This is a genomic window from Lactobacillus kullabergensis (assembly GCF_003151025.1).
Taxonomy (GTDB): Bacteria; Bacillota; Bacilli; order Lactobacillales; family Lactobacillaceae; genus Lactobacillus; species Lactobacillus kullabergensis.
In genome coordinates this window covers 1,222,388-1,244,810 of the sequence record NZ_CP029477.1, presented here as the reverse complement: position 1 = coordinate 1,244,810, position 22,423 = coordinate 1,222,388, and the positions used below count along the sequence as shown (strand labels likewise).

At 34.8% G+C, this 22,423-nt stretch carries 26 protein-coding genes and 1 other annotated feature (1 of these 27 only partly in view); of the genes, 24 read left to right on the top strand and 2 right to left on the bottom strand.

Annotation, left to right across the window (positions count from 1 at the left end):
• Window positions 1-12: a sequence feature (ribosomal protein L21 leader region), on the top strand; it begins 63 nt to the left of the window's first position.
• 13 nt (window positions 13-25) lie between these two features.
• From rplU to DKL58_RS05815, 13 genes are all read left to right on the top strand, one after another.
• Complete coding sequence (rplU, locus tag DKL58_RS05875; RefSeq protein WP_034981345.1) at window positions 26-340, top strand: 50S ribosomal protein L21; 315 nt, start codon at window positions 26-28, stop codon at window positions 338-340.
• A gap of 13 nt (window positions 341-353) precedes the next feature.
• Window positions 354-647, top strand: coding sequence for a 50S ribosomal protein L27 (gene rpmA, locus DKL58_RS05870; RefSeq protein WP_034981396.1), 294 nt, complete (start codon window positions 354-356; stop codon window positions 645-647).
• Between the two features lie 138 nt (window positions 648-785).
• Entirely contained in the window at window positions 786-1,895 is a 1,110-nt protein-coding gene (locus DKL58_RS05865) for an aminopeptidase P family protein (RefSeq protein ID WP_109586446.1), read from the top strand.
• Window positions 1,896-1,967: 72 nt separating this feature from the next.
• The gene (gene efp, locus DKL58_RS05860) at window positions 1,968-2,537 is read left to right on the top strand and encodes an elongation factor P (RefSeq protein ID WP_045928273.1); all 570 of its coding nucleotides are present in this window, start codon (window positions 1,968-1,970) and stop codon (window positions 2,535-2,537) included.
• A 17-nt stretch (window positions 2,538-2,554) separates the two neighbouring features.
• The gene (locus DKL58_RS05855; protein WP_034981337.1) at window positions 2,555-3,013 is read left to right on the top strand and encodes an Asp23/Gls24 family envelope stress response protein; all 459 of its coding nucleotides are present in this window, start codon (window positions 2,555-2,557) and stop codon (window positions 3,011-3,013) included.
• Entirely contained in the window at window positions 2,991-3,383 is a 393-nt protein-coding gene (gene nusB, locus DKL58_RS05850; RefSeq protein WP_034981334.1) for a transcription antitermination factor NusB, read from the top strand. The genes DKL58_RS05855 and nusB overlap by 23 nt, the downstream gene beginning before the upstream one ends.
• A 54-nt stretch (window positions 3,384-3,437) precedes the next feature.
• A complete protein-coding gene (locus DKL58_RS05845) occupies window positions 3,438-4,286 on the top strand; it encodes a tetrahydrofolate dehydrogenase/cyclohydrolase catalytic domain-containing protein (RefSeq protein ID WP_109586445.1) in 849 nt (282 codons plus the stop codon).
• Window positions 4,276-5,643, top strand: a complete 1,368-nt coding sequence (gene xseA / locus DKL58_RS05840; RefSeq protein ID WP_109586444.1) for an exodeoxyribonuclease VII large subunit — start codon at window positions 4,276-4,278, stop codon at window positions 5,641-5,643. Before DKL58_RS05845 ends, xseA begins: the two co-directional genes overlap by 11 nt.
• Window positions 5,624-5,866, top strand: coding sequence for an exodeoxyribonuclease VII small subunit (locus tag DKL58_RS05835; protein WP_109586443.1), 243 nt, complete (start codon window positions 5,624-5,626; stop codon window positions 5,864-5,866). The genes xseA and DKL58_RS05835 overlap by 20 nt, the downstream gene beginning before the upstream one ends.
• A gap of 12 nt (window positions 5,867-5,878) precedes the next feature.
• A complete protein-coding gene (locus tag DKL58_RS05830; RefSeq protein ID WP_109586442.1) occupies window positions 5,879-6,745 on the top strand; it encodes a polyprenyl synthetase family protein in 867 nt (288 codons plus the stop codon).
• Window positions 6,746-7,558, top strand: coding sequence for a TlyA family RNA methyltransferase (locus tag DKL58_RS05825; protein WP_109586441.1), 813 nt, complete (start codon window positions 6,746-6,748; stop codon window positions 7,556-7,558). It abuts the gene before it with no gap.
• Between the two features lie 9 nt (window positions 7,559-7,567).
• Window positions 7,568-9,256 (top strand): DNA repair protein RecN, encoded by a 1,689-nt coding sequence (gene recN, locus DKL58_RS05820; protein ID WP_109586440.1) that lies wholly within the window; start codon window positions 7,568-7,570, stop codon window positions 9,254-9,256.
• On the top strand, window positions 9,253-10,140 hold the full coding sequence (locus tag DKL58_RS05815) for a GNAT family N-acetyltransferase (protein WP_109586439.1): 888 nt from the start codon (window positions 9,253-9,255) through the stop codon (window positions 10,138-10,140). The genes recN and DKL58_RS05815 overlap by 4 nt, the downstream gene beginning before the upstream one ends.
• A 28-nt stretch (window positions 10,141-10,168) precedes the next feature.
• Here DKL58_RS05815 and DKL58_RS05810 read toward each other — a convergent pair whose 3' ends face one another.
• Complete coding sequence (locus DKL58_RS05810) at window positions 10,169-10,444, bottom strand: hypothetical protein (RefSeq protein WP_109586438.1); 276 nt, start codon at window positions 10,442-10,444, stop codon at window positions 10,169-10,171.
• Window positions 10,445-10,632: 188 nt separating this feature from the next.
• On the opposite strand from DKL58_RS05810, the gene gmk reads away from it, so the two are divergent.
• The 10 genes from gmk (at window position 10,633) to DKL58_RS05760 (ending at window position 21,166) form a co-directional block, all read left to right on the top strand.
• The gene (gene gmk / locus DKL58_RS05805; RefSeq protein WP_109586437.1) at window positions 10,633-11,247 is read left to right on the top strand and encodes a guanylate kinase; all 615 of its coding nucleotides are present in this window, start codon (window positions 10,633-10,635) and stop codon (window positions 11,245-11,247) included.
• A 1-nt stretch (window position 11,248) separates the two neighbouring features.
• Window positions 11,249-11,467, top strand: a complete 219-nt coding sequence (rpoZ, locus tag DKL58_RS05800) for a DNA-directed RNA polymerase subunit omega (RefSeq protein WP_034981312.1) — start codon at window positions 11,249-11,251, stop codon at window positions 11,465-11,467.
• Between the two features lie 62 nt (window positions 11,468-11,529).
• Window positions 11,530-13,929 carry a primosomal protein N' gene (priA, locus tag DKL58_RS05795; RefSeq protein WP_109586436.1) on the top strand — a complete coding sequence of 800 codons (2,400 nt, stop codon included), beginning with the start codon at window positions 11,530-11,532 and terminating at the stop codon, window positions 13,927-13,929.
• A 14-nt stretch (window positions 13,930-13,943) separates the two neighbouring features.
• Complete coding sequence (gene fmt, locus DKL58_RS05790) at window positions 13,944-14,888, top strand: methionyl-tRNA formyltransferase (RefSeq protein ID WP_109586435.1); 945 nt, start codon at window positions 13,944-13,946, stop codon at window positions 14,886-14,888.
• Window positions 14,875-16,200 carry a 16S rRNA (cytosine(967)-C(5))-methyltransferase RsmB gene (gene rsmB, locus DKL58_RS05785; RefSeq protein ID WP_109586434.1) on the top strand — a complete coding sequence of 442 codons (1,326 nt, stop codon included), beginning with the start codon at window positions 14,875-14,877 and terminating at the stop codon, window positions 16,198-16,200. Before fmt ends, rsmB begins: the two co-directional genes overlap by 14 nt.
• 4 nt (window positions 16,201-16,204) lie before the next feature.
• The gene (locus DKL58_RS05780) at window positions 16,205-16,954 is read left to right on the top strand and encodes a Stp1/IreP family PP2C-type Ser/Thr phosphatase (protein ID WP_045928960.1); all 750 of its coding nucleotides are present in this window, start codon (window positions 16,205-16,207) and stop codon (window positions 16,952-16,954) included.
• Window positions 16,951-18,936 carry a Stk1 family PASTA domain-containing Ser/Thr kinase gene (gene pknB, locus DKL58_RS05775; RefSeq protein ID WP_045928258.1) on the top strand — a complete coding sequence of 662 codons (1,986 nt, stop codon included), beginning with the start codon at window positions 16,951-16,953 and terminating at the stop codon, window positions 18,934-18,936. Before DKL58_RS05780 ends, pknB begins: the two co-directional genes overlap by 4 nt.
• Window positions 18,932-19,822, top strand: coding sequence for a ribosome small subunit-dependent GTPase A (gene rsgA / locus DKL58_RS05770; RefSeq protein ID WP_084600381.1), 891 nt, complete (start codon window positions 18,932-18,934; stop codon window positions 19,820-19,822). The genes pknB and rsgA overlap by 5 nt, the downstream gene beginning before the upstream one ends.
• 10 nt (window positions 19,823-19,832) lie before the next feature.
• The gene (rpe, locus tag DKL58_RS05765) at window positions 19,833-20,480 is read left to right on the top strand and encodes a ribulose-phosphate 3-epimerase (protein WP_109586433.1); all 648 of its coding nucleotides are present in this window, start codon (window positions 19,833-19,835) and stop codon (window positions 20,478-20,480) included.
• Window positions 20,477-21,166 (top strand): thiamine diphosphokinase, encoded by a 690-nt coding sequence (locus DKL58_RS05760; protein WP_109586432.1) that lies wholly within the window; start codon window positions 20,477-20,479, stop codon window positions 21,164-21,166. Before rpe ends, DKL58_RS05760 begins: the two co-directional genes overlap by 4 nt.
• A 536-nt stretch (window positions 21,167-21,702) precedes the next feature.
• Here the strand turns inward: DKL58_RS05760 and rpmB are convergent.
• Entirely contained in the window at window positions 21,703-21,888 is a 186-nt protein-coding gene (rpmB, locus tag DKL58_RS05755; protein WP_034981532.1) for a 50S ribosomal protein L28, read from the bottom strand.
• Window positions 21,889-22,051: 163 nt separating this feature from the next.
• Between rpmB and DKL58_RS05750 the strand changes: the two genes are divergently transcribed.
• The gene (locus DKL58_RS05750; RefSeq protein WP_109586431.1) at window positions 22,052-22,414 is read left to right on the top strand and encodes an Asp23/Gls24 family envelope stress response protein; all 363 of its coding nucleotides are present in this window, start codon (window positions 22,052-22,054) and stop codon (window positions 22,412-22,414) included.
• The last annotated feature ends 9 nt before the right edge of the window (window positions 22,415-22,423 follow it).

The window sequence follows — 22,423 nt, the reverse complement described above, 5'->3', positions numbered from 1 at the left end:
CTAAGTAAATTTTGGAGGGTAGTAAATGTACGCAATTATTAAAACCGGTGGCAAGCAATATAAAGTTGCTGAAGGCGATAGTGTTTTTGTTGAAAAGCTTGATGCTGAAGAAGGCAAAGAAGTTACTTTTGATGAAGTAGTTCTTACTTCCGATGGCAAAGATGTTAAAGTTGGTACACCGTTAGTTAAAGGTGCTAAAGTTGTTGCTAAAGTTGAAAAGCAAGGCAAGGAAAAGAAAGTAGTTACTTTCAAGTACAAGCCTAAGAAGCACTCACATTCAAAATATGGTCACCGTCAACCTTATACTAAGGTTACAGTTGAAAAAATTGAATTAAACTAGAGGTGAAGTAATGATGAATATTTTAAATCTTAAATTATTAGCCCACCACAAGGGTGGAGGTTCTACTGCCAATGGCCGTAATTCAGCTGGTCGTCGTTTAGGTGCTAAAGCTGCAGATGGCCAAACCATTCATGCTGGTTCAATTATTTATCGTCAACGTGGTACAAAGATTCACCCTGGTAAAAACGTTGGTCAAGGTGGAGACGATACTTTATTTGCCTTAGTAAATGGAGTAGTTAAATTTGAGCGGAAAGATAAATACAGAAAACAAGTTTCTGTTATTCCGGTTGAAGAAGAAGCTAAGTAATTTAGTTCTTAAACAAGAAGACGAAAAGCATATGCTTCTCGTCTTTTTTCTGCTTTAATTTAGTAAAAATAAGTTAGTATTGTATCTCTTTTTAGGGTTAAAATTAAGTTAAAGATTGATATACAGGAGATTATGGGTATGACTGAGAAGGAAGAACTATTAACGCTGCTTAACAGGCGAATAAATAAGGTTACTGAACTAATTAAAAAACGTAATGCCGATGGACTGTTAATTTTTAACCAAGCAAATTATCGTTACCTGACTAATTTTACTGGTGAAGAAGCTCAATTGATTTTAACTTCAAAAGGAGATCGAATTTTACTTTCTGACTCACGGTTTGACGATCAGATTAAAGCCGAGGCTCCAGGCGAAATTAAGGTGGTAATGAAAAAAGAAGGTCAAGACCTTGAAATTTCTAAACAATTAAAAGAGGCAAATTTAAAAAAAGTTTTAATCGAAGGTGAATTCGTTTCTGCAGTTGAGTTTGCAAACTTGCAAAGATTAAACCCTGGTATCGATTTCGAAATATGCGAGGAATTAGTCGAACAAGTCCGTAATGTTAAAGACTCACTTGAATTAGAAACGTTGCGTAAAGCGATTAATATCTCAATGGATAGCTTTAATGAAATATTGCCTTTGATTAAGCCAGGTGCTGTTGAGCGAAAAATCGGAGCAAAATTAGATTACTACTTTAAAATTAATGGCGGTGATGGTCCTAGCTTTGATACTATTATTGCCTCAGGGGTGCGTTCTGCATGGGCTCATGGTGTTGCCAGCGATAAAATGATTGAAGATGGTGATATGGTTGTAATTGATTTTGGCGCGTTTTACCATGGTTATGCTGCTGATATTACCAGAACTGTTGCTGTTGGCAAAGTTGACCAGGAAATGCACAAAATTTATGAAATTGTGCATGAAGCACAAAGGCGTGGTATTGAAGCTGCTATTGCAGGCAATCATGGCAGTGATGTTGATCGAGCAGCCAGAAGTTACATTACAGAACAAGGATATGGAGAGTATTTTGGTCATGGGATTGGTCATGGCATCGGATTAGAAATACATGAATTATGTCAACCTGCCTTACCTTTTGGCAAACAAGAACTTGTTAATAAGATGGTTCATACAGTTGAGCCAGGAATTTATTTGCCAAATAAAGGCGGTGTCAGAATTGAAGATGACATTTTAATTCATAATCAAACCCCTGAGACACTTTCTACTTTACCTAAAGACAACTTAATTTCTTTGTAAAAGATAAATAATAATTATAGTAAAATCGCTTACTAATTGGTAAGATAATATTATGGAGATGAGGTACTCAATATGACAATGATTTCAGTAAATGAATTTAAAAATGGTTTGACTATCAAGTATAATAATGACTTATGGCGGATTGTTGAATTTCAACATGTTAAACCAGGTAAGGGTAGTGCATTTGTTCGCTCAAAGCTAAAGAGTTTGAACACAGGTGCTGTACAGGAATATACTTTCCGCTCTACTGCAAAAGTTGAAACTGCAGAAATAGAAACAAAATCTATGCAGTACCTATATAATGATGGCGCCAGTTACGTTTTTATGGACACTAACACTTATGACCAGTTGGCAATTCCTAATGAACAAGTAAAAGATGAAGCCAAGTTTTTAAAGGAAAATATGAATGTAAGTGTAATTATGCATGATGGCAAAACCTTAGGAATTCAATTACCGAATACTGTTGAATTGACGGTTGCCAAAACTGAGCCTAATATTAAAGGTGATACTTCATCAGGTGGTGGAAAGCCTGCAACTATGGAAACGGGTCTTGTAGTAAACGTACCTTTCTTTATTAATGAGGGAGACGTTTTAGTAATTAATACTGTCGATGGTACATACGTATCTCGCGCAAATAAATAAATTTTCGAGGTAAAAAAATGGCAGATAGTTCAAAAATTGTCTTAGATGATAAAAATAACGGCGAAGAAATTGAAATTGATCCTAGTGTTCTTGAAGTTATTATGGGCATCGCTGCCGAAAAAGTAGATGGAGTTGCCGAAATGCACGGTGACGTCAAGTCCGGAATTAACCGTGTTTTAGGAAGAGAAGATCGTGGCAGAGGCGTGTCTGTTAATATTGACGATGAGCATAACTTGATTGCAGATGTTTATGTCAGTATTGAAGCCGGTAAAAATGTGCCTGAAATAGCAATAGATTTGCAAAAGACTTTAAAGCAACAGGTTTTGCAGATGACCGATTTAACTCTTAGTGAAATTAATGTGCACGTTACAGGACTGGAATTTCCAGACGATGATAATGAGGATGGCAGCGGAACTTCTAAGTTATTTTCTGACATAGATGAAAAGGGTAAAAATGAATCAACACGAGAGTCGTAGAGTTGCAATGCAAGCTGTTTATTTGTCTAATCAGGACTTAAAATATACGGCTAATGAAGTTGAAGCTAAAACTGTCGCAATGCTTGATTTAAAAGTGCTTTCTGCCTATTCAAAGGAATTAATTGAAGGTGTAATAGATAAACGAGACGAATTAAAGGGTGAACTTGCCAGCTATCTGAAAAAGAACTGGCGAATTAATCGTATTAATCAAATTTCGTTGGCCATTTTGGAAGTTGCTTTGTATGAAATTAAATACAGTAAAGAAATTGAGCCAAAAGCTGCGGTAAATGAAGCTTTGAACTTATGTGATGAGTTTGCTGATCCTAAAGATAAGCCATTTATTAATGGTATGTTGGCAAATTTTATCTAAAAATAACTTATAGTCGGCTTTATGCCGACTATTTTTTTAGAAAAGGGTATAAAAATGGGTCAACTTTTAGACGGTAAGCAGTTAGCTAATATTCGCGCTGACGTTCTTCAAAAACAAGTTTTAAATTTGAAGAAGGCAGGCATACAACCTCAATTTTGCGTAATTAATATTGGTAATGATCCAAGTAGCAAAATCTACTTAAAAACTAAAAAAAGAAGAGCAGATCAAATTGGAATTAAGCAAAAATTATTTCAATTACCGTCTACTGTGACACAAAAAGATTTGTTAGAGTTAATTGATCGCCTAAATAATGAAAAGGATGTCAATGGTATTATGATTCAGTTGCCAGTACCGAAACAAATCATTTTAAATGAAGCTTTAGCTGCTATTGATCCAGATAAGGATGTTGATTGTCTTACTCCAGCAAATGTAGGTCGCTTGTGGCAAGGAGATCATTTTGTTGAACCCGCAACTGCACACGGTATTTTGGCTTTATTAGATTACTATCATATTAACTTAAAAGGAAAAAATGCAGTTATTATAGGAAGAAGCAGCATTGTTGGGAAACCTTTAGCTGCATTATTGCTTGAGAAAGATGCGACTGTTTCAATATTGCATTTAAAAACAAAGAATTTGACCGAGTATACCAAAAAAGCAGATATCTTGGTTTCAGCAACAGGAGAACATAATTTAGTAACTGCTGATATGATTAAGAAAAATGCAGTTATTATAGATGTAGGGATAAGTCGATTTAATGGCAAAACAGTTGGAGACGTTGATTTTGAGCATGTTGCTCCAATTGCGAGTTTCATAACTCCAGTTCCAGGTGGAATAGGTCCTCTTACGGTTGAGTCTCTTATGGAGCAAGTTGTTCAGTTGACGAGGAGAAATAATGGAAAGTAGTAAGTACCTAACAGTTTCGGATTTAAATTACTATATAACCCAAAAATTTAAAAACGATCCTTATTTACATAAAGTTTTTCTTCAAGGTGAATTGTCTAATTTTCGTTATCGACGTAATTCACATCAGTATTTTTCACTAAAAGATGAAAAATCGAAGATAAATGTTGTCATGTTTCGGTCATATTTTGATAAAGTGAAATTTAAGCCTGAAGAAGGCATGAAAGTATATGTAACTGGCTACGTTAGCGTATATGGGCCACAAGGCTCTTACCAATTTTATGCCGAATCTATGGAGCCTGCAGGATTAGGGGCATTATATGAACAATTACAGCAACTGCAAAAAAAGCTGGCTGGTGAGGGGCTTTTTGATCAGAGATTTAAAAAACCACTTCCCCATTATCCAGATTACATTGCTGTTGTAACAAGTGCTTCTGGTGCAGTAATCCATGATATTTTAGTAACTGTTAATAGGAGATTTCCTCATGCAGAAGTAGATTTGTTTCCTGCTCAAGTTCAGGGAGATTCTGCTGCTGATTCATTAATAGCGTCAATGAAGCAAATAGCTCAGTTTAAAGACAAATATGACGTTATGATCATTGGTAGAGGCGGTGGATCGCTTGAAGATTTATGGCCTTTTAATGAGGAAAGCGTAGTACGACAAGTATTTGATATGAAAATGCCGGTTATTTCCTCTGTCGGCCACGAAACTGACACTACACTATGTGATTTAGTTGCTGATGTAAGAGCAGCAACTCCAACTGCTGCAGCCGAATACGCCACTCCTAATTTACCCGATGAATTGATAAATATTCGCCAAATGCAAAACAGCCTTGTTTCAAGTATACAAAACATTATTAGGGTTCGTCGTGATGCTTTAAATCGCATTAATAATTCTGTTATCATGAGAGAACCCGCAAGACTATATGATGAGCAGGCACAAACTATAGATCTTTTACGAGACAGACTTCATAATAATATGGTTCGTCAGCTAGAACGCAAAAGGCAAAATTATCAGTTGGCAAAACAAAGCCTTGTTGCAGTCAGTCCTAATAAAAAAATTTTGTCATTTTTGCAGCAAACAGATTTTTATTATCAGAGATTAGTTGCTAATACAGAGCATTTTATACAAGCAAAACGTAATATTTTAGGTCAAACAGGACAACAGCTTAATGATTACAGTCCTCTTAAAACTTTAGATAGAGGGTATGCATATGTAAAAGACCAGAATAATAGAACTGTCAGTTCTGTAAGTCAAATTAAAGTAAAAGATGAAATTAGTATCCATTTTAAAGATGGTCTGACAAAAGCAATTATCAGTTCAATAAGGAGAGAAAAAAATGGTAACCAAGAAAAATAATTTTGAAGAGGAATTGACTGAATTACAAACAATTGTGAATAACTTGGAAAATGGAGATATTCCTTTGGAAGACGCTCTTGAACAATTTCAAGCTGGAGTCAAATTAAGTCGTAATTTAAATAAAAAATTAACTGAAGCTGAAGAAACAGTAGCTAAATTAATTGATAGTGACGGAACGGAACATAAGCTTGATCCTAATGATGCTGCTGCCCCAGAAAAGTAGAGAAGATTTGAAATGAATTTTAAAGAATTTAAAGAAAAATGGACTCCGGTAGTAGATAATTACTTAAAAGAGCATTTAACAAGCGAAGTTTCTGACAAGAAAATAAGTCAGATTATGTCTTATTCAGTAATGGCTGGAGGCAAAAGGCTACGTCCTTTACTTTTTTTGGCAACGCTTGACACACTAAAAGTAAAAATAAATGACGAAGAAGTCAGGATTGCAAGTGGAATTGAGCTGATTCACACTTATTCGTTAATTCATGATGACTTGCCGGCTATGGATAATGACGACTATCGGAGAGGAAAATTAACAAGTCACAAAAAATGGGGTGAAGCTGAAGCTATCCTTGCTGGAGATGCTTTATTACCAATGGGTATTGAATGGATTTCTGATGGCAGTGATTCAGTCAAATTAGTTAAAATAATTACCCAAGCTGTTGGCCCTAACGGCATGGTTGGTGGACAATATTTAGATATTGATTCTACTAATAATGACAGCGTTGCAAATAATTCCGCATTTATTAATAAAATGGAATGGTTAAAAACAGGTTGCTTAATTAAAGCCTGTGTCGCAATGGCAGTTGAATACGGTAATGCTGATTCTTCTCAAAAAAAGACACTAATTCAGTTTGCTGAAGATTTTGGACGATCATATCAAATTTATGATGATTTAGTAGATGTGGTTGAAACTTCTGCAGAGGCTGGGAAAAAAACCCATAAAGATTTAGAGAGCGGCAAAAATAATACTTTGACTTTGCTTGGTATTTCAAAAAGTCGTAAAGAGCTGACTGACTTAATGATTGATGCTCAAAAGTGCTTAAAATCTGTTGATGCGAATGTTTTAGCTGGATTTCTTGATTTATATAAAAAGGTATTGTAAATGGTCAAAGAAAGAGCGGATGTATTATTAGTCAGACGAGGCATGTTTCATTCTCGAACTCAAGCTCAACGGGCGATCATGGCAGGTTTAGTATCAGATCATAATCATCAGAGAATTGATAAAAGTGGTACTAACTTACCGGTTGATGAAAAGTTTTTTGTAAAAAAATCGGATAAGAAGTATGTATCAAGGGGTGGTTTTAAACTGGCAAAGGCCTTAAAATCTTTTCAAATTGATTTGACCAGTAAAATTTGTCTTGATATAGGTGCTTCTACTGGAGGCTTTACTGATGTTGCTTTACAAAACAAGGCTAAGATGGTGTATGCTCTTGATGTAGGCTACAATCAACTTGCCTGGCAATTGCGTGATGATCCTCGCGTTGTAGTAATGGAAAAACAAAATTTTCGTTATAGCAAACCTGAAGATTTTACTCATGGTCAACCTGATTTTGCAATGACTGATGTTTCCTTTATTTCTTTAGATTTAATTATGCCGCCAATGTTTCAGATTCTAAAAGATAAATGTGAAGCTGTTTGTCTGATAAAGCCTCAATTTGAAGCTGGTCCGGAACATGTCGGTAAACATGGTATAGTACATGATCATGATGTCCATTGTGCCGTTATCAGACATACCATTGATCAGGCAAGGGCTGATGGCTTTAACGTTCTAAACCTTGATTATTCACCAATAAAAGGTGGTAAAGGCAATATTGAGTTTTTGATACATTTACAGAAGGACGAAAAAGATGGTGGTAAATTAATATGGTCTGGGAACCAAGAAGATTTAGTTGCTCAGGCTGTTGCCAATCTTTAGGAGAAAGAAATGTTAGTTGAACTGGATATTAAAAATTTTGCAATTATTAAAGCATTGAAGGTTCGCTTTCAAGAAAATATGACTGTGCTAATAGGTGAAACTGGTGCGGGTAAATCAATTATTATCGATGCAGTTTCATTATTAATGGGAAGTCGCAGTCAAAAAGAAATGATCCGTAGCGGTGAGAAAAAGGCTGTCATTACAGGCTTATTTGATATTGATCATGAATCTAAAAAAATTGATGCAATTTGCGAAAAGTACGGTATACCTGATGCAGATAAGCAATTAATTATCAGCCGGGAAATAGCTGCTAAGGGAAGAAATATTGTTCGAATAAATGGACAATTAACTACAATTAATGTATTGAAAGAATTAGGTAATTTTCTGGTTGATATTCATGGTCAAAATGATCAACAAATATTGATGGATCAAGATCGACAAATCGATCTGGTCGATAATTATGCTCCTATAGAATTTAAAGAGGAACTTAATCTTTATCAGGATAATTTTAAAAAATGGCAAAAATTAACTTCTCAAATTAATCATTTGCATAAAGATGCCCAGGAATTAGCTCAAAAGCAAGATATATTATCTTTTCAGAATGATGAATTGTCTAAAGCAGATCTGCAAGATCCTCATGAAGATGATCAGCTAGAAGAAGAATATAACGAACTAACTAATTATCAAAAAATTGTCGATACAGCCAACTATTTAATGCAATTATATGACGATGAAGACCATGGCATTGAAACTTTATTGGGTAATGCCCAAAGTGCAGCAAATGAGTTAACAGAATATGGTGCTAAATTCAAAGATATTGCTAAAACTATAGATGATGGAGTTTTTGCATTAAGTGACGCCCGAAGCGAATTATCAAATGTACTCGATGAAATGGACTTCGATGAGGAAAGATTTCAGTACGTTTCAAACAGGTTAGATTTACTTAATTCATTAAAGAAAAAATATGGTCCTTCTTTAGAAGATGTTTTCACATTTTATGCCAAAATTCAAAAAGAATTGAGTCAGTATGAGACAGGCGGACTTGATGAAGAAAAATTGCAAAAGCAGCTTAAAGTTCTGGAAGATAAACTGAAGACTGAAGCACAAAATCTCCATGAGACAAGAAAAAAAGTAGCTGCAACACTTGAAAGTAAAATCAAGCAGGAACTATCAGATTTATACATGGCAAAAGCCCGTTTTAGTATTGATTTTTCGACTACGAAAACTTTTAGTAATAAAGGCACTGATAATATTGTCTTCTTAATAGCACCAAATCCCGGCGAAGAACTAATGCCTCTGGTCAAGATCGTATCTGGTGGTGAACAGTCACGGCTGATACTGGCATTGAAAGCAATTTTTAGCAAAGTTGAACCTGTAGGAACAATGATTTTTGATGAAATTGATACTGGCGTTTCCGGTCGCGTTTCTGCAGCAATAGGTCAAAAATTACATTCAATCGGTGAAAATAAACAAGTAATCGCTATAACACACTCACCACAGGTTGCTGCAGCCAGTGATCAAAAATACCTAGTTGCCAAAAAAGTTGAAGATGGTGCTACATACACACAAATAGGTCCATTAACTCAAGAAGAAACTGTAACTGCAATTGCCGAAATGATGGCAGGTAGTGATGTAACACAAGCAGCTAAACAAAATGCCAAGGATCTAATGAAAAGTTTTAAAAGGAAGAAGAAATGATAATCGTTGAAAAAGTAAACTTAAATGAAAAAGAACAAAGGCAGGCGAATGAATTAACAGAAAGAGTCAAAAAAGCTGATAAAACATATTCAGATTTTTATTTGAGCAATCAATTTAATTATTTTCAAGATATGCCAACTTTTATTTTGGCTTATGATGGAAATAAGTTAGTTGGATTAACTATGCTATACGCAGATGAGGAACCTGAAGAAGAAGTGGAAGTCAACTTAGAAGTTGATCCTGAATTTCGCAAACAAGGAATTGCTACAAGAATGTTTGAGCATGCAAAAAAAATCATGGTGCAGTATGGTTATTACAAATGGGAGTTTGTGTCAGAAAAAGTTTTTTTAGAAAAAAATCCAGGCTTTTTGAAAAAAGTAGGTTTAAAGATTGTTCCAGAAGATTCTGATTATTACATGCGAACTGCAGAACTAGCACTAATTGAAAAGACTGACAAATTAAACCAAGTTTTAGTAGTTAAGCCTCTATCAATGGACTATGTTGATCAAGTTGCTGCGGCACACAGTAATGCTTTTGGAGATGCCATTGCCACATCTACTAAATACATTAAAAATTCCCTGTTGGATAAAGATACCAAAAGCTTTATCTTATTAAAAGGTAATGAAGTTCTCGGCTATTGTGCTGTGGATCATGGTGAAAATGAGGATTATTTCTTCGGATTGTTTATTGACAAGCCATTTCGCGGAAAAGGCTTTGGTACTTTTTTCATCAAAAAGATGATGGTAATTTTGCAAAAAGAAGGTAGCAAAGCTTTTGCCCTGAATGCTGATGTATCAAATAGAGCAGCTATCAATGTTTATTTGGATGCTGGATTCAAGATCCTGAGTGAAACTGTTTATTTAAAAAACCAAGAATCAATTTGATTCTTGGTTATGATTTTTATGAGACTAATTAGGCAAAATCGACTCTAAAAATAGTATCAATATCAACTATTTTAATTAGTTTTTTATTTTCTAAACGCAAAATAAAACGACCTGCAGAAATACGTTTTATGATTTGTCCGATTTCACTCGTTCCATCCTGATAACTTATCAATACATAGGAGCGGTGAAGTAGGGCACTATTAAGATCAGTTAATATTTCATAGTAATATTGGCTGTAAATACTTAATTTATCTTCATCATAATCGAAGAAATAGTGATAAATTTTCTTAAGCGAGTTTTTCATCAAACCACCCCTTTAGAGCTGACCGAACATTTGTTTGACAAATAATATTATAAGAACATTTGTTCCAAAAAACAAGTATTTAATCAAAATTTTTTAGGAGAATTTTGATTTATTAAAAAGACATAACTTGAAAATATTTTCATTTTAGTGCAAACTAAATACAATAGCTTTTATTAAGGGAGTATGGCATGACAGAAAAAGGTTTGTTACTTGTCCTTTCTGGTCCCTCGGGAGTTGGTAAGGGAACCGTTAAAAGTGCAATAGTGAAAAATAAAGTTTTTCCGTTTGAATATTCAGTATCAATGACTACAAGAAAGCCCAGGCCAGGCGAAGTAAACGGCAAGGATTATTATTTTGTTAGTCAAGAGCGATTTAAACAGGCGATCAATCAAAATGAACTTTTGGAGTATAATCAATATGTAAATAATTTTTATGGCACTCCTATGGCTCCTGTTGAAAAGATGCTGGAAGCAGGTAAAGACGTCTTGCTGGAAATTGATGTCAATGGTGCTAAGAAAGTTAGAAAACAAATGCCTGATGGCGTCTTTATATTTTTAACGCCACCTGATTTACATACTTTGCATACCAGGCTGGAAAATCGGGGTACTGAATCCGAGGATGTAATTATGGGTCGAATAAAACAGGCTCGTCAAGAAATTCTGGTCATGCAGGATTATGATTATGCGGTGGTTAATGATACTGTAGCAAATGCAGTTGATCATATAAAAGCGATTGTTGAAGCTGAACACGTGAGTGTTAAACGTGTCATTAATACTTATCGCAAAATGGTTAAGGAGGATTAAATTGAGAGTTACATATCCATCTATTGATAAATTGTTGGCTCAGGTTGATTCTAGATATTCTTTATCGGTTCTTGCAGCGAAAAGAGCACATGAACTTGAAGACGGTGAACCTGAAGCTTTAAAAAGTTATAAATCACAAAAACCAGTGGGCAAAGCTTTAGAAGAAATTGAAGCTGGCAAAGTTACCGTTGATCCCAAACATCGTGAGGTTAATCAGTAATTAATAAAGTTTTATGGCCTCCATCCATAGAGAGATGGAGGTCATTTTTTAAAGGTGATTAAATGATTGCACAGGTTATTGTTGATGTTGCAGCCAAGCAAACGGATCGCATTTTTGAATATCATATTCCTGATGAATTGGGAGAAGTAGAAATTGGTTCTAGAGTTTTTGTGCCTTTTGGCCCACGCAAGTTACAAGGTTTCGTTGTTGGTTTAAGTAACCAAAGTCAATATCAGGGTAAATTAAAAGACTTGCTTTTGGTAGTTGATGAAATGCCACCTCTGACTTCGGAATTAATTAAATTATCAAAAAATTTGGCTGATCATGTTTATTCTTATCGAATCACTATTCTGAAAACTATGCTTCCTAGAGTCATGCGTGCTAATTATCGTAAAATTTTGGTACCAGAATCTTCAACAGCTAAAAAAATGAGCATTTTCCAAGGTGAACCGTTAGATTTAAATAAAATTACGGATAATAAACAAATTGCGGAAATTCGCAAATTATTACGAACAAATGTTGCCAAAATTGAATATGTTGTTGAAAATAGAGCTCGGATCAAAACTGAAAACGAATATTCATTATCGAATACTAAAAAAGGCTATATAAATATTTATGAAACTTTGAGAAAAAATGCTGTTAAACAAAAGCAGCTCATAATGTATATAATTGAAAATTACGATAAATTTCCCCAAATGCAAAAAGAAATTGAAAACAATGCGCATGTTAATACTGTTTCATTAACAAATGCTGTTAAAAGTGGCTGGCTTAAAAAAAGGGAGTCAGAAATTTATCGTAATCCACTCACAATATATGATAAAGAGAAAAAAGCAGATAAAAAAATCAAACTTAACCCTGAACAAAAGGAAGCATTAGCTGAAATAGAGCAAGCAATCATTGCAAAAAAGTCACGTACGTTTTTATTAGAAGGTGTTACTGGCAGTGGTAAGACAGAAGTTTACCTAAATGCTATAAGTACTACCTTAAAGGCTGGAAAAAATGCTTTAATGATGGTTCCAGAAATATCCTTAACTCCGCAAATGGTAGGCCAAGTAAAAAATCGTTTTGGCCAGCAAGTAGCTGTTTTACATAGTGGGCTTTCTGAAGGAGAAATGTATGACGAATGGCGTCGCATACGCCGTGGCGAAGTTCGCGTTGTTGTTGGCGCACGAAGCGCAGTCTTCGCACCTTTAAAAAATATTGGTTTAATAGTAATCGATGAAGAGCATGAAAGTTCTTATAAACAAGAAGATAATCCACGTTATCACGCAAGAGATGTCGCAATTTGGCGCAGCAACTATAATTCCTGCCCACTTGTGTTGGGCAGTGCAACACCTTCACTAGGGAGCAGAGCCAGAGCACAAAAAGGTGTATACCAGCTGTTACAATTACCACATCGTGCTAACCAGCAAAGTTTGCCAGAAGTTAATTTAATTGATTTAAAAAAAGCGCATTTTAGTGGTGGACAATTTGACCTTTCCATTCAACTCGTTGAGGCAATAAAAAAAAGAATTGCGAAAAAAGAGCAAGTTATTTTAATGTTAAATAGGAGAGGTTTTGCTAACTTTATGTTGTGTCGTGATTGCGGTTACGTCATGAAATGTCCAAATTGCGACCTCTCTTTGACAATGCATAAAGATACAAATAAAATGCAGTGTCATTATTGTGGCTTTTCTACTGCCATTCCTAAAAAATGTCCTAATTGTCAAAGCACAAAAATCCGCTTTTTAGGTACTGGTACACAAAAAGTTATGACAGAATTAGAAAAAATAATACCTGGTTGCCGTATTTTGCGTATGGATGTTGATACTACAAGAAGAAAAGGAGCATTTAAAAGAATTTTAGACAGCTTTGGCAATCATGAGGCAGATATCCTGCTTGGTACGCAAATGATTGCAAAAGGACTGGATTTTCCCAATGTGACTTTAGTAGGTGTTGTTAATGCTGACACGGGTCTGTGGTTACCAGATTATAACGCCTCTGAAAGAACGTTTGAGTTGTTAACACAGGTTGCAGGCCGGGCTGGACGGGCCCAAAAGAAAGGAGAAGTAATTATTCAAACTTTTAATCCTGATCATTATGCCATTAAGTTAGCTGAAACTCAGGATTATGAACAGTTTTATCAATATGAGATGCGTGTTCGACATACCGGTAATTATCCGCCTTATTTTTATACAGTGTTAATTTCTGTTGCGGCAAAAAAAGAACAAAATGCTGCTAGAGAAGCTTTTAAAATCAAAAAATGGTTACAACCAAAATTACACAAGTCAACAATAATTTTAGGTCCAACTCCTAGTGCAATTTCTCGTTTAAAAAATCAATATTATTATCAAATACTGGTAAAATATAAAAAAGAAGATAATTTAAACAAGTTATTACACCAAATTCAAGACTCAGCGCAAAAGATTAAAAAATATGGTTTATCTGTTTATATTGATAATGAACCAGAGCGCATAATGTAAAGGGGAAATGATTAATGACATCAATAATTTTTTTAGGAACGCCTAAATTTGCTGTACCAATCTTAGAGGCTCTTTCAGAGAATGATTATGAAATAAAAGCCGTGGTTACACAACCTGATAAAAAAGTTGGACGAAAACAAAAAGTCACTGAAACGCCGGTAAAACTATTAGCTAAAAAATTGAATTTACCCGTTTTTCAGCCTGAGCATTTGGGAAAGTCTGATGAATTGATTGATTTGATAAAAATGCATGCTGATTTAATTATTACTGCTGCGTATGGTCAGTTTTTACCAAGTAAGTTTCTGCAATCGGCAAAAATTGCTGCTGTTAACGTTCATGGTTCTCTATTACCAAAATATCGTGGCGGTGCTCCTATTCAATATGCTCTTATTAACGGTGATAAACAAACCGGAGTAACCATTATGGAAATGGTTAAGCAAATGGATGCAGGTGACATTTACTCTCAAAAAACAATAGATATTCAAAAAGAAGATAATGCGGGAACCTTATTTGAAAAACTATCTCTTTTAGGTCGTGACTTGTTACTCCAAACTTTACCTCAAATTATTGCTAATCCGCAAAAAAAGGTTTCCCAGGATGAAGATAAAGTTGTATTTTCACCGAATATTAACAAGGGGCAGGAACAAATAAAATTAAATATGACCGCGACTGAAGCCAATAATTTAATTCGAGGCCTTAATCCTGACCCAGGAGCTTATTTGCTCATTGATGGTAAAAGATTTAAAATATGGCAAGCTGAAGTTGCTGCCGACACGACTAGCTTTCCTGCTGGAGTTGTCGTTGATAATAAAAAACGATTTGCAATTAGTTTTACTAATCATACCGTTTTGAATTTACTTGAAGTTCAGCCTTCTGGAAAGAAAAAAATGGCAATTAAAAGTTTTTTGAACGGTCAGGGTAAAAACTTCAGTAAAGGTGATAAGATTGTCAGTTCATAAAAGTGCACGTTCTGTAGCACTTGCAACCTTGATTCGAGTATTTCGTGATGGCTCTTATTCAAATATTAGTTTTAGCAATAATTTGCAGGGAACGAAGCTGTCACAAGCTGACCAAAAGTTGGCAACAAGAATTGTATATGGCACTATTCAGGAAAAGATATATTTGGAGTATCAGTTTCGCGGTCTATTAAAGACTGAACTTAAAGAAGATTACCTTTTGCCATTGTTATTAATGTCCGCCTATCAAATTTTATTTATGAACAGTATTCCAGATCGAGCCGTTCTAAATGAAGCTAATAATCTGGCAAAAGAATTTGGTAGAAAACATTCAGCTGGATTTAAGATTGTTAATGGTATTTTACGTGCTTTCTTAAGAAGGGGACAGATTTTACCTGATGATAAAAATAAAGTGCTTTTTTTAAGAGTTAAAGAAAGTACTCCCCAGTGGCTAGTTCAGTACCTTATTAATAATTGGGGTGAAAGCAGAACAGCTTCTATCTTGTCAAGTATCAATAAACCAGCAAAAAATACTGTTAGAGTTTCAGGTTTAACTGATTATAATTTGATCAAAGAAGAATTAACAAAATTAGGATTTTTTCCTAATGAATCTCAAATTGCTGAAGATGAATTGGTTTTAACACATGGTGGAGTTTTTAAAACTTCTTTATTCAAAGAAGGGAAATTGACAATCCAGGACGAAGCTGCTAGTTTGGCAGTAAGTGCTTTCACTTTTACTGGCAATGAAGAAGTTCTTGATGCCTGTAGTGCACCAGGTGGAAAAACTGTTCAAATTGCTGAAAAGCTAAAACAAGGTCATGTTACTGCTCTTGATATTCACAAAAATAAATTGGGTTTGGTTAAGCAAAATGGTAAAAGAATGAATGTGGCATCAAGAATAAATGTTAAAACGATGGATGCCAGAAAAGCTGATCAAACATTTAAAAAAGGACAGTTTGACAAGATCTTGGTGGATGCTCCATGTTCTGGATTAGGTCTTATTAGAAGAAAACCGGAAATCCGCTATACTAAAACTTTACACGATTTAAGTAAATTACGAGAAATACAATTAGATATTTTAGACCATGTGAGTACCTTGTTAAGTCGGGATGGCGAATTGGTTTATTCTACTTGTACTATTACACGAGAAGAAGATGAAGACGTTGTTAAGGCTTTTTTAAAAAGTCATACTCAGTTTGAATTACAACCTTTCACTGCGGGTAAGCTTAAAGCAACAAAAGGGATGTTGAAAATTTTACCTGATAGTTATGGCAGTGACGGTTTTTTTATTGCTAAGTTTAAAATGCGAGGTTAAAGTTTTGATTAGAACAGCATTTGCATCTAGTATTGGACGAATACGCAAAAGTAATCAGGATTCTGTCCAGGTTTTCAAAAACAAAAAGAACGCTTTGTTGGCCATTGTTTGCGATGGCATGGGTGGACACCAAGGCGGCGATGTAGCTTCAACTATGGCTGTAAGTCATTTGGGTCATAATTTTGGGGTTACTGATTTTTATGATTCTGACAGTGCACGTAAGTGGCTAAACGTCCAGCTCAGTAATGAAAATGAAACTATACTAAGAACTGCAGATCGCTTTCCAGATCTAAATGGTATGGGTACTACTATTGTACTGGCTGCTATTTTTAACAACGAAGCTTTAATTGCACATCTGGGGGATTCAAGAGCATATGGTTATTCTGATGGCAAATTCATCCAGTTAGTTGAAGATCATTCCCTTGTTAATGAGTTAGTAAAATTAGGACAAATTACGAAGCAACAGGCTAGAAATCATCCTCAAAAAAATATTATTACTCAATCACTGGGGGTTTCAAGTACAATTGATCCAGAGTTTAAACAGGTCACTTTAAATGATAACGATATTATTTTGCTTTGTACTGATGGGTTAACAAACTCATTAAGTGACCCACAGATTCAGCAAATTCTTGCGACAAAAGATTTATCATTAAAGAGTCGGTGCCAAAAATTGATTGATGAAGCTAACCGTTTAGGTGGTGAGGACAACATTACTGCTTGCTTAATTCTAAACGAAGGCGGTGACGGTAAATGATAAATAAGGGCTATTTGTTAGGCGATCGTTACCGTATAATCGATACTTTGGGTGAAGGTGGCATGGCAAATGTTTATCTTGCTGAAGACATAATTTTACAACGAAAAGTTGCGGTTAAAATTTTGCGTCTTGATTTGCAAAAAGAACCGCAAACTTTGGCTCGTTTTCAAAGAGAAGCTCTGGCAACAAGCGAATTGAGCCATCCTAATATAGTAATGGTTCTTGATGTTGGCACTGATCATGGACTGCCATACATGGTAATGGAATATGTCGATGGACCGGATTTAAAAGATTATATTAGAGCAAATTCTCCTTTGCATTTAGGAGATATTATCCGCATTATGGATCAAATACTGAGTGCAATGTCCTTGGCTCATAAACATAATGTTATTCACAGAGATCTAAAACCGCAAAATATTTTAATGGATAAGCATGGAAATATAAAAATTGCCGATTTTGGCATTGCTGTGGCTCTTAATCAGAATTCAGTTACCCAAACTAACTCAGCGATTGGTTCTGTCCATTACATGTCTCCTGAGCAAACGAGGGGAGGACTCGTCACCAAGCAGTCTGATATTTACTCTTTAGGCATAATTCTATATGAATTAATTACTGGTCATGTTCCATTTAACGGAGACTCAGCTGTTTCAATTGCTTTAAAGCACGCACAAGAGCCAATTCCCTCAATACGAAAACAAGACCCAAACATTCCCCAATCTTTGGAAAATGTTGTTTTAAGAGCTACCGCTAAAGATCCACGTGACAGATATGATTCTGCCAAAGAAATGAAAGATGATCTCGACAGTAGTTTAGAGCCAGGTAGAGCTAATGAACCGGTTTTTAAGCCAACTCATGGCAATAATGATGACGAAACCATTATTTTACCTAATTTTAAATCTGATCCAAATAGCAATAGATTAACTGAAGAAAGCAGAATACAAAATGATGAGACAGGCGATAAGTCCAAAGTAAATCATTCCAGTTTTACACAGGCTTTGCGTAAACATAAATGGTGGTGGCTTTTTGTTGGAATTGCTGCGGTTTTAATCGTTGGATTAATGTTTTTTGTTTTAAACAGCAACAATCATAAAGATGTACGTATTCCAGACGTCACCAATATGAGTGAAAAAAAAGCAAGAAACAAACTGGAGAACGTAGGATTGAAAGTAGGTAAAATAAGACACAGAAGTTCTGACAGTATAGATCGTGGTAAAGTAATTGAAACTTCACCTACTGCAGGAGTAGAAATAAAACGAGGCAGATACATTGATCTTTATATATCAGATGGAGCAGGTATGGTAAGAGTACCTGATGTAACTGGAGACGAATATGAAATAGCAGTACACAAGCTAGAAAAATTGGGCTTTGAAATAATTCGCGAAAACCAATTTTCTTCTAACGTTCCACCTGATCATGTTATTTCTCAAAGTGTTGCAGCTGATGTGGAGGTAAAGCCAGACCAAACAACCATTACTTTAACTGTGTCAGAAGGAAAGAATCATCGTCCAAAAGATCATATGACTAAATTACCGGATCTAACTAATTATTCATTGAAGGAAGCACAAGAATTTGCACATAAGCATGGTTTAACTCTGCAAGTCAGTTCTGCGTATTCAAATAAAGTTAAAAAGGGTATGATTATTTCAATGAGTCCGGCAGTTGGTACCAGAGTACCAAGGGGAAGTACAATTTCAGTTAATGTTTCTGAAGGTGCAAAAAAAGAGCGTGATCTAACAGCTATAAAAAATTTCACAGTTAGTTATGAAGATAATGATGAAGATGATTCAGATGACAAGCGGGGGAATCATGTTCAAATTTATGTTTCAGATGATAAACATTCAATTGAAAATATTTATCGGGATCTATACATTAAAAAAGATATGAATTTTTCAATCCCATTTGAGCTTAAGGATGGCCCTGGTCAGTTGAAAGTAGTGCGCGACGGGCAGACAATTTTGAATGAGAAGGTCAAAAATGATTAAAGAAGATCAGGGAATTGTTACGGGTCTGATTGCTGGCTTTTATGATGTTCAGACGAGCACTGATACAATAAGAACCCGTGCCAGAGGGGTTTTTCGTAAAAATAATCTAAAGCCTGCTGTTGGTGATCACGTTAAGATTCAAATTGATGATCAGGGCACAAGTTATTTGGTTGCGGTGTTGCCTCGCCAAAACCTGATTGGTCGTCCTGCTGTAGCCAATGTGACTCAAATTTTACTCGTAATGTCTGCTGTACAACCAGATTTTTCATTACAACTGTTAGATCGCTTTCTGACTTATTTTTCTTGGAAAAACATTGCTGTAAGTATTTTTTTATCGAAAAGTGATTTAGTTGGTATATCGGATCTAGATAAAATTCAAGAAAATTTGAATTATTATCAAGAAGTAGGCTATAAGGTCTATTTTAGTAAAAAAGAAGTTGCCAGTAATTTGCCTAATGACATTGGTTCCCAGCAGATATGGACTTTAGCAGGTCAATCTGGTGCAGGCAAATCAACTTTAATTAACTCACTAAAAAGTGGCCTGCACCAAGAAACTGGGATTATTTCAAATTCCTTAAATCGTGGCAAGCACACAACAAGAACGGTAAATCTTTTCTCTTTAGGTAAGGGTTACCTTGCGGATACACCAGGGTTTTCAGCAATTGATTTAACTCCAATTAAAATAAATGAATTATGCAATTATTTTATTGAGTTTAGAAGAGCAAGTAAATTCTGTAAATTCCGTGGTTGCCAACATCTTAATGAACCCAAGTGCAGAGTAAAAGAACTAGTTGAAACAGGCGAAATAAAAAAAAGCCGCTATGATGATTACTTGTTATTGCGCAAAGAAATAGAAAATGGCAAATTACCAGAATATTTAAAGTAAGGAGAATACAGTGATAGCACCATCAATATTAAATATTAATAACTTAAATTTAGAAAAAGACATTCAAACAACTGTGAATGCAGGCATTAACCGATTTCACATTGATATCATGGATGGGCATTTCGTACCTAATTTATCTTTTGGTCCACAACTTGTTTCAGATTTCAAAAAAGCTTTTCCATCTATTGAGGCCGAGATTCACTTGATGAGTAACAATCCTGATGATTTGGTACCAGCTTTTACTAAGGCCGGTGCTCAAATAATGTTGCTTCATTATGAAGCAATGACTGAAGAGAAACTAAATTACTGGTTAGATTATTTAAATGAAAATCAAGTTAAAGCCGGTGTGGTTCTTAACCCTGATACTCCCGTATCTGTACTTTCCAAATTTATTTCAAAAATAGATCAAATTTTACTAATGACGGTTTTTCCTGGCTTTGGTGGACAAAAATTTATTCCAGATTCTGTTTCTAGAATTAAAGAAGCATCAAATTTAGTAAATGGAAAAGTTCCTATTGAAGTTGATGGAGGAATCAACGGACAAACTGCTAAAAAAGCTAAAGATGCAGGAGCAGAAATTTTTGTAGCTGGATCATACCTTTTTTGTCAAAATAGTGTTGAACAACAAATTGCTGAACTGAAAGGTATATTAGAATGAAAGCATGGGCGTTGCTAGGCGCTCCTAAACAGTTATGGCCTAATGATCTTAAAAAGCAGCTTTTAGCAGCCAAAAAAAACGGCGATTTAATAATCGGAGTTGATCGTGGGACTTATCTTTTAGAAGAAATGGGTATAAAGGCCGATTTAGCTGAAGGAGATTTTGATTCATTGCAAAAAAATGAATTAGCTGCAATTGAAAAAAATGTTAATGATATCAGGTATTCTCTTCCAGAAAAAGACTTGACGGATGCTGAAATGGTTATTAGATGTGCTTTTATAGATTATCATGCTTCTCATTTAAGCCTTTTTGGAGCAACTGGAGGGCGATTAGATCATTTTCTATCTAATTTATTTATGGTTCTTAAACCTGGATTTAACCAGTTTGCTGAAAGCATCGAACTTATTGACCAACAAAATTCAATCAGATTCTACAATAACGGACAACATTTGATAGAAAAATTACCAACTTATAAATATTTTGGAGTAATACCATTAACAGCTGTTCAAAATTTAAAAATTACGGGAGCTAAATATAATTTAACAGATTTTAGCGGGAATAATCCTGTCTCGTTTAGTTCGAATGAATTTTTACCTAATAAAGATCAATTTGAATTATCATTTAAAAAAGGAACTGTTGCAGTTATTCAATCTAGGGACATTGATCGCTTTCAAAATATCAAATAATAAAAACAGCAGATTCACTGCTGTTTTTTTATATCTCTTGGAACAAGTTGTTATAAGTTAATAAATATTTTTGGTATATCTCCTCAATTATCTTGCTGCTATGATTTCCACTAATAGTGGCAAGCTCCAAAACAAATTATATAATTAAAAAAATTGAAAGATTGGTATGATTTGTATCCTTTTTGATGAGTAAAAAAAGATTTACATTGGTGGAGATACTGCCTTTGTTATGCTTGATAAAACTTAAAATTACCAAATTTTATATAAGTAAATTGTTGCAATGAGAAGTGTATCGGCAACATCATCTTTTATTAATAGCAGAATATATAAAAAATTGAAATGAAAGATTTGCCAATGAGGTTAGCTAAAAACAATACCTTCAAGTAAAACTACAGACTATAACTTGTCTTTTTTGACTTGAAAATTAATTGAAAGAGCAATAAGAATATCTCTATTTAAACATAAACTTTTAAACAGATTTTGGGAAATAAAAAAGCAGAAGAAAACTTCTGCTTTAAAAACTTTTTTATTTTACGCTAGGCACGGGTAACTTTACCAGATTTTAATGTCTTAGTTGAAACCCATACACGCTTTGGCTTGCCATCGACAAGAATACGAACTTTTTGAAGGTTTGGCTTCCACGCACGACGTGATGAATTCAGTGCGTGTGAACGTGTATTACCAAAAGTGGTCTTTTTGCCAGTGATATAATCTTTTGCCATTTGCTAAACCTCCTTTATTGTGTTTTCATACTAAATTAAGATAGCATAAGTTTAAGAACATTGCAACTGCAAAAGTATTTTTTAAGAAGGGATTTTTGCATTTAAACTTGATTACTATGATAAAATAGATTCATAATATGAGAACAATGATTCGGAGGTAAACATGGCTGTAAAAATCAAAACAAAAAACGGTTTGATTGATGTTTCAAATGGAGTGATTGCAACTGTTGTTGGTAGCGCAGCTACATCTAACTACGGTGTTGTTGGCATGGCTTCAAAAAATGCTATCCGTGATGGTTTCGATGGAATATTGAATCGAGCAAATTATAAGCGCGGTGTTGTTGTTAAGTCTGAGGATAATAAGATTACGGTTGATGTTTATATAATAGTCGGCTATGGTTTAAAAATATCTGAAGTAAGTCGCAACGTACAAGATAGTGTTAAATTCAATTTGAAAAATCAACTTGGAATTGAAACTAAAGCTGTTAATGTCATCGTTCAAAGTGTTAAAGTGCTTGATGAATAACTCAAGCGG

Excerpts from the sequence above, each read along its gene's own strand:
- fmt (WP_109586435.1), top strand. The coding sequence starts at position 13,944 with ATGACATCAATAATTTTTTTAGGAACGCCTAAATTTGCTGTACCAATC.
- recN (WP_109586440.1), top strand. The coding sequence starts at position 7,568 with ATGTTAGTTGAACTGGATATTAAAAATTTTGCAATTATTAAAGCATTG.
- DKL58_RS05750 (WP_109586431.1), top strand. The coding sequence starts at position 22,052 with ATGGCTGTAAAAATCAAAACAAAAAACGGTTTGATTGATGTTTCAAAT.
- DKL58_RS05760 (WP_109586432.1), top strand. The coding sequence starts at position 20,477 with ATGAAAGCATGGGCGTTGCTAGGCGCTCCTAAACAGTTATGGCCTAAT.
- xseA (WP_109586444.1), top strand. The coding sequence starts at position 4,276 with ATGGAAAGTAGTAAGTACCTAACAGTTTCGGATTTAAATTACTATATA.
- efp (WP_045928273.1), top strand. The coding sequence starts at position 1,968 with ATGACAATGATTTCAGTAAATGAATTTAAAAATGGTTTGACTATCAAG.
- gmk (WP_109586437.1), top strand. The coding sequence starts at position 10,633 with ATGACAGAAAAAGGTTTGTTACTTGTCCTTTCTGGTCCCTCGGGAGTT.
- DKL58_RS05855 (WP_034981337.1), top strand. The coding sequence starts at position 2,555 with ATGGCAGATAGTTCAAAAATTGTCTTAGATGATAAAAATAACGGCGAA.
- rpmB (WP_034981532.1), bottom strand. The coding sequence starts at position 21,888 with ATGGCAAAAGATTATATCACTGGCAAAAAGACCACTTTTGGTAATACA.
- pknB (WP_045928258.1), top strand. The coding sequence starts at position 16,951 with ATGATAAATAAGGGCTATTTGTTAGGCGATCGTTACCGTATAATCGAT.
- DKL58_RS05835 (WP_109586443.1), top strand. The coding sequence starts at position 5,624 with ATGGTAACCAAGAAAAATAATTTTGAAGAGGAATTGACTGAATTACAA.
- DKL58_RS05830 (WP_109586442.1), top strand. The coding sequence starts at position 5,879 with ATGAATTTTAAAGAATTTAAAGAAAAATGGACTCCGGTAGTAGATAAT.
- DKL58_RS05810 (WP_109586438.1), bottom strand. The coding sequence starts at position 10,444 with ATGAAAAACTCGCTTAAGAAAATTTATCACTATTTCTTCGATTATGAT.
- rplU (WP_034981345.1), top strand. The coding sequence starts at position 26 with ATGTACGCAATTATTAAAACCGGTGGCAAGCAATATAAAGTTGCTGAA.
- nusB (WP_034981334.1), top strand. The coding sequence starts at position 2,991 with ATGAATCAACACGAGAGTCGTAGAGTTGCAATGCAAGCTGTTTATTTG.
- priA (WP_109586436.1), top strand. The coding sequence starts at position 11,530 with ATGATTGCACAGGTTATTGTTGATGTTGCAGCCAAGCAAACGGATCGC.
- DKL58_RS05865 (WP_109586446.1), top strand. The coding sequence starts at position 786 with ATGACTGAGAAGGAAGAACTATTAACGCTGCTTAACAGGCGAATAAAT.
- DKL58_RS05825 (WP_109586441.1), top strand. The coding sequence starts at position 6,746 with ATGGTCAAAGAAAGAGCGGATGTATTATTAGTCAGACGAGGCATGTTT.
- DKL58_RS05845 (WP_109586445.1), top strand. The coding sequence starts at position 3,438 with ATGGGTCAACTTTTAGACGGTAAGCAGTTAGCTAATATTCGCGCTGAC.
- DKL58_RS05815 (WP_109586439.1), top strand. The coding sequence starts at position 9,253 with ATGATAATCGTTGAAAAAGTAAACTTAAATGAAAAAGAACAAAGGCAG.
- rpmA (WP_034981396.1), top strand. The coding sequence starts at position 354 with ATGAATATTTTAAATCTTAAATTATTAGCCCACCACAAGGGTGGAGGT.